The 12,761-nt window shown below is 61.9% G+C and carries 9 protein-coding genes; 5 read left to right on the top strand and 4 right to left on the bottom strand.

Going from position 1 to position 12,761, the window contains the following annotated elements; genetic code table 11:
• Positions 1-10: 10 nt before the first annotated feature.
• Positions 11-3,460: a transcription-repair coupling factor gene (mfd, locus tag AB4O09_RS21395; protein ID WP_003199664.1), complete on the bottom strand. Its 3,450-nt coding sequence runs from the start codon at positions 3,458-3,460 to the stop codon at positions 11-13.
• Between the two features lie 168 nt (positions 3,461-3,628).
• Here mfd and AB4O09_RS21390 point away from each other — a divergent pair, with 168 nt between their 5' ends.
• Positions 3,629-5,092 carry a glyceraldehyde-3-phosphate dehydrogenase gene (locus AB4O09_RS21390; RefSeq protein ID WP_003199666.1) on the top strand — a complete coding sequence of 488 codons (1,464 nt, stop codon included), beginning with the start codon at positions 3,629-3,631 and terminating at the stop codon, positions 5,090-5,092.
• Positions 5,093-5,200: 108 nt separating this feature from the next.
• On the opposite strand, the gene tcuC is transcribed toward AB4O09_RS21390, so the two are convergent.
• Positions 5,201-6,499 carry an MFS transporter gene (gene tcuC, locus AB4O09_RS21385; protein WP_013692626.1) on the bottom strand — a complete coding sequence of 433 codons (1,299 nt, stop codon included), beginning with the start codon at positions 6,497-6,499 and terminating at the stop codon, positions 5,201-5,203.
• Between the two features lie 269 nt (positions 6,500-6,768).
• Here tcuC and AB4O09_RS21380 point away from each other — a divergent pair, with 269 nt between their 5' ends.
• Complete coding sequence (locus AB4O09_RS21380; RefSeq protein WP_027912666.1) at positions 6,769-7,758, top strand: FAD:protein FMN transferase; 990 nt, start codon at positions 6,769-6,771, stop codon at positions 7,756-7,758.
• Positions 7,759-7,969: 211 nt separating this feature from the next.
• On the top strand, positions 7,970-9,364 hold the full coding sequence (sthA, locus tag AB4O09_RS21375; protein ID WP_003183399.1) for a Si-specific NAD(P)(+) transhydrogenase: 1,395 nt from the start codon (positions 7,970-7,972) through the stop codon (positions 9,362-9,364).
• A gap of 42 nt (positions 9,365-9,406) precedes the next feature.
• On the opposite strand, the gene AB4O09_RS21370 is transcribed toward sthA, so the two are convergent.
• Together AB4O09_RS21370 and AB4O09_RS21365 are read right to left on the bottom strand one after the other, a co-directional pair.
• A complete protein-coding gene (locus AB4O09_RS21370) occupies positions 9,407-10,129 on the bottom strand; it encodes a glycerophosphodiester phosphodiesterase (RefSeq protein ID WP_003199672.1) in 723 nt (240 codons plus the stop codon).
• Entirely contained in the window at positions 10,126-10,722 is a 597-nt protein-coding gene (locus tag AB4O09_RS21365; RefSeq protein WP_003199673.1) for a PilZ domain-containing protein, read from the bottom strand. Before AB4O09_RS21365 ends, AB4O09_RS21370 begins: the two co-directional genes overlap by 4 nt.
• 94 nt (positions 10,723-10,816) lie before the next feature.
• On the opposite strand from AB4O09_RS21365, the gene AB4O09_RS21360 reads away from it, so the two are divergent.
• Together AB4O09_RS21360 and lolD are read left to right on the top strand one after the other, a co-directional pair.
• Positions 10,817-12,067: a lipoprotein-releasing ABC transporter permease subunit gene (locus tag AB4O09_RS21360; RefSeq protein ID WP_003199675.1), complete on the top strand. Its 1,251-nt coding sequence runs from the start codon at positions 10,817-10,819 to the stop codon at positions 12,065-12,067.
• Positions 12,068-12,074: 7 nt separating this feature from the next.
• On the top strand, positions 12,075-12,758 hold the full coding sequence (gene lolD, locus AB4O09_RS21355) for a lipoprotein-releasing ABC transporter ATP-binding protein LolD (protein WP_162843734.1): 684 nt from the start codon (positions 12,075-12,077) through the stop codon (positions 12,756-12,758).
• Positions 12,759-12,761: the final 3 nt, after the last annotated feature.

The following is a 12,761-nucleotide window of genomic DNA, read 5'->3' as shown; positions in this document are numbered from 1 at the left end:
GTGGCGTCCTTCAAGCAGTGGTCGGAGTGAGGCGCTCGAACAGCGCCTCTACGATATTGAAACGCTCTTCCGCGCGCTCCATGGGCACCATGAATTTGAACATCGTGGCACCTTCGAACTTGTAGCGTTTGGGCTGGCCCTGGATCAACTTGATCAGCACCAATGGATCGACCGGGGTCTGGGCCTCGAACTCGATCCGGCCGCCGTTGGGGCCGCCGTCGACTTTCTTGATGCCCAGTTGTTCGGCCTTGAGCTTGAGCTGCGTGGTACGCACCAGGTTCTTGGTCGGTTCCGGCAGCAGGCCGAAGCGGTCGATCATCTCAACTTGCAAGTCCTTGAGGCCTTCCTCGTCGCTGGCCGAGGCGATGCGTTTGTAGAGGATCAGCCGTGCGTGAACGTCCGGCAGGTAGTCTTCCGGGATCAGTGCCGGCACCCGCAGGTTGATTTCCGGCCCGCCGCCCAGGGGTTGATCGAGGTTCGGCTGTTCGCCCTTGCGGATCGACTTGACCGCGCGCTCGAGCATTTCCATGTACAGGGTGAAGCCGACGGCCTGGATCTGGCCGCTCTGGCCGTCGCCGAGCAATTCGCCGGCACCGCGGATTTCCAGGTCGTTGGTGGCCAGCACGAAGCCGGCGCCAAGGTCCTGGGTATTGGCGATGGCTTCCAGGCGCTTTTCCGCATCCGGGGTGATTTGCTGGCGCGGTGGCGTCAACAGGTAGGCATAGGCCTGGTGGTGGCTACGACCGACCCGGCCGCGCAACTGGTGCAGCTGGGCCAGGCCGAATTTGTCGGCGCGCTCGATGATGATGGTGTTGGCGCTCGGCACGTCGATGCCGGTCTCGATGATGGTCGAGGCGATCAGCACGTTGAAGCGCTTGTGGTAGAAGTCGCTCATCACCTGTTCGAGTTCACGCTCGCGCATTTGCCCGTGGCCGATGCCGATCCGCGCTTCCGGCACCAGTTCGGCGAGGTCGGCGGCGCATTTCTCGATGGTCTTCACGTCGTTGTGCAGGTAATAGACCTGGCCGCCACGCAGCAACTCACGCAGCAAGGCTTCCTTGACCGTGCTTTTGTTCTGCTCCATGACAAAGGTGCGCACCGACAGGCGCCGGGCCGGCGGCGTGGCGATGATCGACAGGTCGCGCATGCCCGACACCGCCATGTTCAGCGTGCGCGGGATCGGCGTGGCGGTCAGGGTCAGGATGTCGACTTCGCTGCGCAGGGCCTTGAGCTGTTCTTTCTGGCGCACGCCAAAGCGGTGCTCTTCGTCGATGATCACCAGCCCCAGGCTCTTGAACTTCACGTCGTCCTGCAGCAGCTTGTGCGTACCGATGACGATGTCGATCTTGCCCTCGGCCAGGTCGGCCACGGCGGCGTTCACTTCCTTGGTGGATTTGAAACGGCTCATCACTTCCACGGTCACCGGCCAGTCGGCAAAGCGGTCGCGGAAACTGTTGTAGTGCTGCTGGGCGAGCAGGGTGGTCGGCACCAGGATCGCCACCTGCTTGCCACCGTGCACGGCAATGAACGCGGCGCGCATCGCCACTTCGGTCTTGCCGAAGCCCACATCGCCACACACCAGTCGGTCCATGGGTTTGGGCGCGAGCATGTCGGCGCGCACGGCTTCGATGGTGGTCTGCTGGTCGACGGTTTCTTCGAACGGGAAACCGGCGCTGAAGGTTTCGTAGTCGGCTTTCGGATCGGCGAAGGCATAGCCCTCGCGGGCCGCGCGGCGGGCGTAGATGTCCAGCAGCTCGGCGGCCACGTCGCGCACCTGTTCGGCCGCCTTGCGCTTGGCTTTCTGCCAGGTTTCCGAGCCCAGGCGATGCAGCGGGGCCAGGGCGTCGTCGCTGCCGGTGTAGCGGGCGATCAGGTGCAGGTTCGCCACCGGCACGTAGAGCTTGGCGCCTTCGGCGTATTCCAGGGTCAGGAACTCGGCGGCCTGGTTGTCGATTTCCAGTGTCGCCAGGCCCAGGTAGCGGCCCACGCCGTGGTCGATGTGCACCACGGGTGCGCCTTCGCGCAGTTCGGTGAGGTTCTTGATGACGGCGTCGTTGGCGGCGTCGGCGCGTTTCTCGCGACGGCGGCGCTGCATGACGCGCTGGCCGAACAAAGGACTTTCGGCGACCAGGGCCAGGGCCGGGTCATCCAGGACCAGGCCGTCGTTCAACGGCGCGATGGTAATTGCCAGGCGATCCTTGCCGGCGACGAAGTCCGGCCAGCTGTCCACCGTCTTCGGTCGCAGCTTCAGGCGCTCAAGCAGCTCCAACAGCACTTCGCGACGACCCGCGGATTCGGCGGTGAACAACACGCGACCGGGGAACGCATCGAGAAAGCCAGCCAGCGCCGCCAAAGGTTGCGTGGCCTTGGCTTCGATGGCCAGGTCTGGCAACGCCTTGGCCGGGAAACGTTCACGGCCGACGCCGGTTTCCACGTCCTGCTGGCTCGCCACCACCCGTGGCCAGCTCTTGAGGCGGGCAAAACAGTCTTCCACCGGCAGGAACAGCTCGGCCGGCGGCAATAGAGGCCGGGAAGGATCGATGCGACGTTCTTCGTAGCGGTTGCGTACGTCGTTCCAGAAGTTTTCCGCAGCCTGCTCGATGCCCGGCAGGGAAAACACTTGGGTGTCCTGGGGCAAGTAATCGAACAGGGTGGAGGTTTCTTCGAAAAACAGCGGCAGGTAGTACTCGATACCGGCGGGCGTGATCCCGCTGCTCAGGTCCTGGAAGATCGGGCAGCGCCGGAAATCCACATCGAAACGCTCGCGAAAGCGCGCCTTGAAGCGGGTCACGGCATCTTTCTGCAGCGGGAACTCCTTGGCTGGCAACAGGCGGATCGACTGCACTTTGTCGATGGACCGCTGGTTTTCCGGGTCGAAGGTGCGCAGGGTCTCGATTTCGTCATCGAACAGGTCGATGCGATAAGGCAGTTTGCTGCCCATCGGGAACAGGTCGATCAAGGCGCCGCGTACCGCGAACTCGCCATGCTCGTACACCGTGTCGACGCAGCGATAGCCACTGGCCTCAAGGCGCGTGCGCATTTGCTCGACATCGAGCTTCTGGCCGATGTCCAGCACCAGGCTGCTGCCAAGCAGGAATTGGGTCGGTGCCAGGCGATGTAGGGCCGTGGTGATCGGCACTACCAAAACGCCATGACTGAGTTCCGGCAGCCGGTAAAGGCTGGCGATTCGCTGGGAAATGATGTCCTGGTGCGGTGAAAACAGATCGTAGGGCAGGGTTTCCCAGTCCGGGAAATGCAAGACCGGCAAATCCGGGGCGAAGAAACTCAGCTCCTGTTCCAGCCGCTCGGCGCTTTGGCTGTCGGCGGTCAATAGCAGGGTGAAACGCTTTGCAGCGCTGGCAGCCTCGGCGATGGCCAGGCTCAGGGCGGCACCGGGCAGGTTGCCCCAGTGCTGTTTACCTGCCGCGGCAGGGAGAAGCGGAAGACGCAGAACGGGCACGGAAGGTTGAGCTCCAGCGTTGCGACAAAGTCGACAATTGTAGCGGGGGAAGGGGCCTGCTGTCAGTCGCAGACTACCCAGGCAGACAGGAAAACCACGGTGCGACAGGCGCGCATTGCTCCGCCGAGGACTCGGCGGCATAATGTAGCCCCTTTTTTCAGCCCCTACATGTGGAAGGTTACCGTGACTCAGAAGCCCGACCAGTGTCTTGGTGAATGGATTGATCGTGAAGCTCTCGCAGAAGCGATGATCCCTCTCATCGGTCAGCTCTACCGCAATAACAACGTGGTGAGCTCGATCTATGGCCGCAGCCTGATCAACCAGTCTGTCATCGCGATCCTCAAAGCCCACCGCTTTGCTCGCCACCGTTCTTCCGACGACAGCGAACTCTCCGTCCACGAAACATTCCCCCTGCTCAAAGCCATGAGCGAGCTCAAGCTCGGCGCGGCTTCGGTGGATCTGGGCAAGTTGGCGTTCAAATTCCGCAACGAAGGCAATGGCCGTAGCGCCGAGCAGTTCGTTCGTGAAGAGATGGCCGATGTGGTTGGCCAGCAGAACGCTTCGCCTCGCAAAGGCACTGACGTGGTCCTGTACGGCTTCGGTCGTATCGGCCGTCTGCTGGCGCGCATCCTGATCGAAAAAACCGGTGGCGGCGACGGCCTGCGCCTGCGGGCCATCGTGGTGCGCAAGGGCGCCGAGAACGACCTGACCAAGCGCGCCAGCCTGCTGCGTCGTGATTCGGTCCATGGTTCGTTCAACGGCACCATCATCATCGATGAAGAAAACAACACCATCCTCGCCAACGGCAACCTGATCCAGGTGATCTACGCGAAGAACCCGACCGAGGTCGACTACACCCAGTACGGCATCAAGGACGCACTGCTGGTGGACAACACCGGCGTATGGCGTGATGCCGAGGGCCTGGGTCAGCACCTGACCTGCCCGGGCATCGCCCGCGTCGTGCTGACTGCGCCTGGCAAGGGCAAGCTGAAGAACATCGTTCACGGCATCAACCACGGCGAAATCACCGCTGACGACAAGATCATCTCCGCTGCTTCTTGCACCACCAACGCCATCGTGCCGGTGCTCAAGGCAGTGAACGACAAGTTCGGCATCGTCAACGGTCACGTCGAAACGGTTCACTCGTACACCAACGACCAGAACCTGATCGACAACTTCCACAAGGGCGACCGCCGTGGCCGCAGCGCAGCGCTGAACATGGTCCTCACCGAGACCGGTGCTGCCACCGCCGCTGCCAAGGCCCTGCCTGAGCTGGCTGGCAAGCTGACCGGCAACGCGATCCGTGTGCCGACGCCGAACGTGTCGATGGCCATTCTCAACCTGAACCTTGAGAAAGCCGCCACCCGTGAAGAGATGAACGAGTACCTGCGCTACATGGCGCTGCACTCCGATCTGCACAAGCAGATCGACTTCGTCAATTCCCAGGAAGTGGTGTCCACCGACTTCGTGGGCTCGCGCCACGCCGGTGTCGTGGATGCTGAAGCCACCATCAGCCAAGACAACCGCGTTGTTCTGTACGTCTGGTACGACAACGAATTCGGTTACAGCTGCCAGGTGGTTCGCGTGATGGAAGACATGGCCGGTGTAAACCCGCCAGCATTCCCGCGCTAAGCCTTAGCCGCTTGTGAAAACGCCCCGACTTGTCGGGGCGTTTTTGTATCTGAAGGTTTGTGTTGGCTGGGCCGGCCTCTTCGCGAGCCTGCTCGCGATAGCGATGTGTCAGGCGCCGCCGACGACTGAAGCTTGTGCAGTCCGCAGTGCATGCCGATTGCCCTTGAACAGCACCAGAGTCGCAATCAACCCCAGCACCGCCGCACCACTGAGCCATATCCCCGGTGCAGCCTTGTTGTCGAGCACATGAATCAGATATGTACAGGCTGCCGGGGTAAATCCGCCGAACGTCGCTGTCGCCAGGCTGTAGGCCAGGGAGAAACCGGTGGTGCGCACCTCGACCGGCATGATTTCCGTCAAGGCCACTACCATTGCACCGTTGTACGATCCATACAGGAATGACAACCACAGCTCGACGATCAGCAAATGACTGAAGCTGGGGTTCGCCACCAACCAGGACAGCGCCGGATAGGCGGTGAGGATCGCCAGGACAGTCGCACCGAGCAGCAGGGGTTTACGTCCGATCTTGTCGGAAAACGCCCCCATCACGGGCAGCCAGAAGAAATTCGACAAGCCGATGCACACCGTGACCAGCAGCGCATCCAGGTCCGACAGGTTCAGCTCGGCCTTGCCGAAGGTCGGTGTGTAGGCGGTGATCAGGTAGAACGACACGGTGGTCATCACCACCAGCGCCATGCCGGCCAAGACAATGCCGAAGTTCTGACCGATGGAACGGACAATTTCCGACAGGCTGGGACGATGTTTTCTCGCTTGGAACTCAGGTGTTTCTTCCAGTGAGCGACGAATCACGAATATCGCCGGCACAATCATGCACCCCACCAGGAACGGTACGCGCCAGCCCCATTCGCCCATTTCCTGGGGGCTCAGCCAGTGATTGAGGCCCACCCCCAGCAGGCCGGCAAACACCACGGCAGCCTGTTGGCTGGCGGATTGCCAACTGACAAAGAAACCCTTGCGCCCCGGCGTGGAAATTTCCGCCAGGTAAACCGACACGCCGCCCAGTTCCACGCCCGCGGAGAAACCTTGCAGCAATCGGCCCAGCAGCACCAGCAAGGGGGCCGCCACGCCCAGGGTGGCGTAGCCCGGCACGCAGGCGATCAGTATGGTGCCCATGGCCATCAGCGCCAGGGTGATGATCAAGCCTTTGCGGCGGCCGTGGCGGTCGATGTAGGCGCCGAGAAAAATCGCTCCGAGGGGACGCATCAGGAACCCGGCACCAAACGTGGCCAGGGACAGCATCAGCGAGGCGAACGCACTGTCGGCGGGGAAGAACGTCTTGGCGATGGCTGTGGCGTAGAAGCCATAGACCATGAAGTCGAACATCTCCAGGAAGTTGCCGCTGACAACGCGAAAAATCGCCTTGCCGTTGCTCGTTTGGGAAGACATGTGTAGGTACTCACTCTGGCAAATCTTGTATGGAAGCGCTGCGTCCCCTGCGGGAGCCTTGGTGCCTTGGAACCTGTGGGAGCAAAGCTTGCTCGCGATGAACGATGACGCGGTCTTGCAGCTAAACCGTATCGTCTGCATCGCGAGCAAGCTTTGCTCCCACAGGGCTCCATTGGCTCCCACAGTTTTTGCGTGCGCTGGAGTTCATAATGGCCGGCGCGGTTTTGAGGGGAGATGAAGATTTGTTAACTGGACGATGGATTGGGCTTATGGTGCTGGCCGGCGTGTTGTCGGGTTGCGGCAACGGCGACACCCTGGAACGCTTCGACGGCCCGACCATGGGCAGTCACTATTCCATTCAGTACGTCAGACATTCCGCCGGGCCCGCTGTGAAAACGGTGCAGGCCGAAGTGGAAAGCATCCTCGCCGAAGTGGATCGGCAACTCTCGACCTATCGCAGCGACTCGGACATCGAGCGTTTCAACGCGCTGCCGGCCAACAGCTGTCAGGTCATGCCTGGCCCGGTCCTGGAGTTGGTCCGCGTGGGTGAGCAGTTGTCGGTTCAAAGCGACGGCTCCTTCGACCTGACCGTGGAGCCGCTGCTGAACCTGTGGGGCTTCGGTCCCCAGTCCCGGGAAGAGAAAGTGCCGACCGCAGAAGCTTTGGCCCTGGTGCGCCAGCGCGTCGGCCATGGTCATTTGCGCATCGAGGGTGATCGGTTGTGCAAGGACGCTGCGGTGGAAGTCGACTTCAACAGTATCGCCGCAGGCTATGCCGTCGACCGCATCGCCGCCAGGCTCCAGGCCCTGGGTATCGACAGTTACCTGGCCGAAGCCACCGGCGAACTCAAGGCCGCGGGGCACAAGCCCGATGGTTCGGCCTGGCGCATTGCCCTGGAGGAGCCTCGGGACGACCGGCAAGTGGCCGAGCGTGTCATCGAGGTCGACGGCTACGGGGTTTCGACCTCGGGCGACTACCGTAAATATTTCGAACAGGGCGGCAGGCGTTATTCCCACACCTTTGATGCACGTACTGGTGCGCCGGTCCTACACAACCTGGCGTCAGTCACGGTGATTCATCCTTCGGCGTTGATGGCCGATGGACTATCGACGCTGTTGCTGATTCTCGGTCCTGAACGGGGTTGGGACTATGCCCAGAAACATGGCATCGGGGTATTTTTCGTGTTGCGCGATGGCAATCGTTTTGTCTCCCGTACCAACGATGCATTTGAACGGATCAGCAGCGGAAAAACCCAATGATGACAGCGCCCTGAAAGGTTACCTGTGGCGAAATAGCACAGGCAAAACTAGCCTACGACGCGACCAAGGGGTAATGTGCGCGGCGTTGACGCTTCTATAGACTGTGGCCGGGCTCGTGAACCGGCCCCAAATTGTTCCTTCATGCCGCAGGCCGGCATGATTTAGCCGTCGGTGCCAAGTGAGGCACAGCGGCCTGTTCTGAGGAGTACGCATGGCTGTCTACAACTACGACGTGGTGGTACTGGGCTCCGGCCCGGCGGGGGAAGGCGCGGCAATGAACGCGGCCAAGGCAGGGCGCAAGGTGGCGATGGTCGACAGCCGTCGGCAGGTCGGCGGCAACTGCACCCACTTGGGTACCATCCCGTCCAAGGCCTTGCGTCACTCGGTCCGGCAGATCATGCAGTTCAACACCAACCCGATGTTCCGGGCCATCGGCGAGCCGCGCTGGTTCTCCTTCCCGGACGTGCTCAAGAGCGCCGAGAAGGTGATCTCCAAGCAGGTGGCCTCGCGCACCGGCTACTACGCGCGTAATCGCGTTGATGTGTTCTTCGGCACCGGCAGCTTTGCCGATGAGCAGACGGTTGAAGTGGTCTGCGGCAATGGCGTGGTCGAGAAGCTGGTGGCCAAGCACATCATCATCGCCACCGGTTCGCGCCCGTATCGCCCGGCCGACATCGATTTCAACCATGCACGTATCTACGATAGCGACACCATCCTGAGCCTGGGTCACACCCCGCGTAAGCTCATCGTCTACGGCGCTGGCGTGATCGGTTGCGAATACGCCTCGATCTTCAGCGGCCTGGGTGTGCTGGTGGAGCTGGTGGATAACCGCGGCCAGTTGCTGAGCTTCCTGGACTCGGAAATCTCCCAGGCCCTGAGCTATCACTTCAGCAACAACAACATCACCGTGCGCCACAACGAAGACTACGACCGCGTCGAAGGCGTCGACAATGGCGTGATCCTGCACCTCAAGTCCGGCAAGAAGATCAAGGCCGATGCCTTGCTCTGGTGCAACGGTCGTACCGGCAACACCGACACCCTGGGCCTGGAAAACATCGGCGTGAAGGTCAACAGCCGCGGCCAGATCGAAGTCGACGAGAACTACCGCACGTGCGTGCCGAACATCTACGGTGCCGGTGACGTGATTGGTTGGCCGAGCCTGGCCAGTGCCGCTCACGACCAGGGCCGTTCGGCCGCCGGCAGCATTGTCGACAACGGCAGCTGGCGCTTCGTCAACGACGTACCGACCGGCATCTACACCATTCCGGAGATCAGCTCGATCGGCAAGAACGAGCAGGAGCTGACCCAGGCCAAGGTGCCGTACGAAGTGGGCAAGGCGTTCTTCAAGAGCATGGCGCGGGCGCAGATCGCCGGCGAGCCGCAAGGCATGCTGAAGATCCTGTTCCACCGCGAGACCCTGGAAGTGCTGGGCGTGCACTGCTTCGGCTACCAGGCCTCGGAGATCGTGCATATCGGCCAGGCGATCATGAACCAGCCGGGCGAATTGAACACGTTGAAGTACTTCGTCAACACCACGTTCAACTACCCGACCATGGCCGAAGCCTATCGGGTAGCGGCCTATGACGGGCTCAACCGGCTTTTTTGAGCGGCTCCGGCCGGTGGCCTGAGCCGGCCGGGGAGACCGATTTCAGCAATTCTCGAGGGTGGCAGTGGCCAAACCGGGAAAGTCTGTAATCAGGCTGTCAGCGCCAAAGTCGGCGAGCCTGCGCATCAGCGCGGGCTCGTTGACGGTCCACACCGACACATGCAGCCCCTGGCGCTGCGCCTTGATCAGGCGTTCCGGCGTGCACAGGGTCCAGTTCAGCGCCAGAATCTCGCAGCCGTAACTCTGGGCGACCTTCAACGGGTCGAGCCAGGCGTATTCGGCCACCAGTCCGCGGGAGATGTCCGGGGTCAGGTCCAAGGCTGCCTTGAGCACTTCCCGGGAGCTGGACGTGATGGTGATTTTGTCCAGCAGCCCGAAACGCTGGGCCATTTCGCGGATGCCCAGCACCGTGGCGGCGGCGCGGGTGCGCGAGGCGCTCTTGACCTCCAGTTGCCAGTGCTCGAAATCACACTTCTCGAACAGCTCCTCCAAGCGTGGGATCGGGCATGGCTTGATCCAGCCCGGGCCACCCTTGCGCGCATCGTAGGTCACCAGCTCGGCGGCGGTATGCTCCACCACCTTGCCCCGGCGATCGGTGGTGCGCTTGAGGGTCGGGTCGTGGATCACCATCAACTCGCCGTCCATCGAAAGGTGCAGGTCCAGCTCGCAACGGCGTACGCCGTGCTTGAGGCACTCCTGAAAGCCGGTCAGGGTGTTTTCCGGTGCTTCGCCCTTGGCGCCGCGGTGGCCATAAATGAGGGTCACGGTTCTTCCTTATTGATACCTGAGTCGTTCTGTTCCCGGGCCAGGCGACGCTCTTGCGCCTGTTTCTGCAGGATATAGCGGGCCAGCAACTGGCGCTGGGCGTCGGTCGGGCGTTCAAACTCGGTGCCGACGTCGAAGCCGTCGCCCTTGGGGTCGCAGTGGGTGACCCGTGCCCGCAGCAACAAGCCGAGGGCTTGCGGCATCAGCACCAGTTTGATCGACAGGTGGGTGCCGACCGCGATCGGCGTGGGGTGTTGGAAGTCGATGCCGCCTTCGGAAATGATCACCGGCTGCGGCTCGCCGATTTCGCCGAGCACCGTCAGGGCAATGACCTGGCTGAGCAGGTCGATGCGTTTGTTCATTGCCTTGAGGTATGCCGCGATGCTGCGTTCGCGCTCGCTGATCTGGCGCAGCAGGTGCTGTGACTCGAATTCGCTCAGGTGCAATTCACTGAGCAGATTGAACAGTGGAGAAGCATCCTGCAACACTTCCTGATCAGCAGCTTCAGGAATGGACAGGGGCCGAATTTCCAGTGCGATCGTGTCCTCGATACGGTAGTATTCGCGGCGATCTTCTTCATCTAATGTCGACATGGCGAACCCATGGTAGCGGCGGTGGTCTGAGTGTAAAGCTGGTTTGTGACCCCCGCCACAAGGACGTTCCTTTTCCCTCCGAACAAGCCCCGACATGTTCAGACCTCTCTTCGTATTTATCGGCACGCGTTATACCCGTGCAAAGCGTCGCAATCATTTCGTATCGTTCATTTCCCTGACGTCCATCATCGGGCTGGCCCTTGGCGTGGTCGTGATGATCGTCGTGCTCTCGGTGATGAACGGCTTCGACCATGAGATGCGCACCCGCGTGCTGGGCATGGTGCCCCACGCGACCCTCGAATCCGGCGAAGCCATCAGCGATTGGCCGAGCCTGGCCGCCAAGGTCAAGCAGAACCCGCAGGTGCTGGCCGTTGCGCCGTTCACCCAGATGCAGGGGCTGCTGACCAATGACGGCAAGGTGTCCAAGGTCTTGCTCAATGGCATCGATCCTGGGCTCGAGCGGCAGGTGTCGATCATCGACAACTTCATGCAACAGGGAAAACTCGATGACCTGGCGCCAGGCAGTTTCGGCATCGTCATCGGCGACAAGGCCGCGGCCAAGCTCGGCGTGGCCATCGGCGACAAGCTGACCTTCGTCGCCCCGGAGGTCACCGTGACCCCGGGCGGCATGTTCCCGCGCATGAAACGCTTTACCGTGGTCGGCATTTTCCATGTCGGCGCCGGCGAGCTGGATGGTTACCTGGGCGTCACCAATCTCCAGGACCTGGCGCGCCTGCATCGCTGGAAGCCGGACCAGGTCCAGGGCCTGCGGCTGAAGTTCGACGATCTGTTCCAGGCACCGCGCGTTGCGTGGACCATCGCCCAGCAGCTCGGCGAAGACCGTTACTACGCCCGGGACTGGACCCGTACCCACGGCAACCTGTACCAGGCGATCCGCATGGAAAAAGCCATGATCGGCCTGCTGCTGTTGCTGATCGTCGCCGTGGCGGCGTTCAACATCATCTCCACGCTGGTGATGGTGGTGAACGACAAGAAGGGCGACATCGCCATCCTGCGCACCCTCGGTGCCACGCCGGGGCAGATCATGCGGATCTTCATGGTCCAGGGCACGGTCATCGGCGTGATCGGTACGTTCGTCGGCGCTCTGGTCGGGATGTTCGCCGCGCTGAACGTCAGTGCCGCGATTGCCGCCCTCGAAGGCCTGATCGGGCACAAGTTTCTCAACGCCGACGTGTACTTCATCGACTACCTGCCATCGCAATTGCAGGCCGATGACGTGTTGATGGTCTGCGGCGCCGCGTTGGTCCTGAGTTTCCTCGCCACCCTGTATCCTGCCTGGCGTGCCGCGCGCACCCAGCCTGCGGAGGCGTTACGTTATGAGTGAGTCGGGCATGAGTGAAAAAGCAATCTTGAGCTGCCGCAACCTGGGCAAATCCTACGAGGAAGGTCCGGAGTCGGTGGTGGTGTTGTCGGGCCTGCAACTGGAGTTGCATCCTGGCGAGCGCGTGGCGATTGTCGGCACCTCCGGGTCGGGCAAAAGTACCTTGCTCAACCTGCTGGGCGGCCTGGATACGCCGACCGCCGGCAGTGTCTGGCTGGCTGGCGAAGAACTTTCGGCACTGAACGAGAAGGCCCGTGGCCTGTTGCGTAACCGTTCCCTGGGTTTCGTCTACCAGTTCCACCATTTGCTGCCCGAGTTCACCGCGCTGGAAAACGTCTGCATGCCGCTGTTGATCGGTCGCACGGCGATTCCTGAGGCCCGCCAGCGTGCCACGGCGTTGCTGGAGCGGGTAGGGCTGGGGCATCGCCTGGAGCACAAGCCGGCCGAATTGTCCGGTGGTGAGCGCCAGCGCGTGGCGATTGCCCGGGCCCTGGTCAACAAGCCTGGCCTGGTGATGCTTGATGAGCCGACCGGCAACCTCGACTCCCACACCGCCCAAGGCATCCAGGATTTGATGCTGGAGCTCAGCACGTCGATGCGCACCGCGTTCCTGGTGGTGACCCACGACATGAACCTGGCCCGGCAGATGGACCGCGTCCTGCACTTGCAGGAAGGTTGCCTGACGCCCATCTGACCG

It is taken from the genome of Pseudomonas sp. H1_F01 (assembly GCF_054681425.1).
This window is presented reverse-complemented; position numbering and strand designations above follow the sequence as displayed.

What these genes read in the sequence shown, in the direction of transcription:
- AB4O09_RS21390 (WP_003199666.1), top strand. Translation starts at nt 3,629, where the DNA reads ATGTGGAAGGTTACCGTGACTCAGAAGCCCGACCAGTGTCTTGGTGAA.
- tcuC (WP_013692626.1), bottom strand. Translation starts at nt 6,499, where the DNA reads ATGTCTTCCCAAACGAGCAACGGCAAGGCGATTTTTCGCGTTGTCAGC.
- AB4O09_RS21380 (WP_027912666.1), top strand. Translation starts at nt 6,769, where the DNA reads ATGGTGCTGGCCGGCGTGTTGTCGGGTTGCGGCAACGGCGACACCCTG.
- sthA (WP_003183399.1), top strand. Translation starts at nt 7,970, where the DNA reads ATGGCTGTCTACAACTACGACGTGGTGGTACTGGGCTCCGGCCCGGCG.
- AB4O09_RS21365 (WP_003199673.1), bottom strand. Translation starts at nt 10,722, where the DNA reads ATGTCGACATTAGATGAAGAAGATCGCCGCGAATACTACCGTATCGAG.
- AB4O09_RS21360 (WP_003199675.1), top strand. Translation starts at nt 10,817, where the DNA reads ATGTTCAGACCTCTCTTCGTATTTATCGGCACGCGTTATACCCGTGCA.
- lolD (WP_162843734.1), top strand. Translation starts at nt 12,075, where the DNA reads ATGAGTGAAAAAGCAATCTTGAGCTGCCGCAACCTGGGCAAATCCTAC.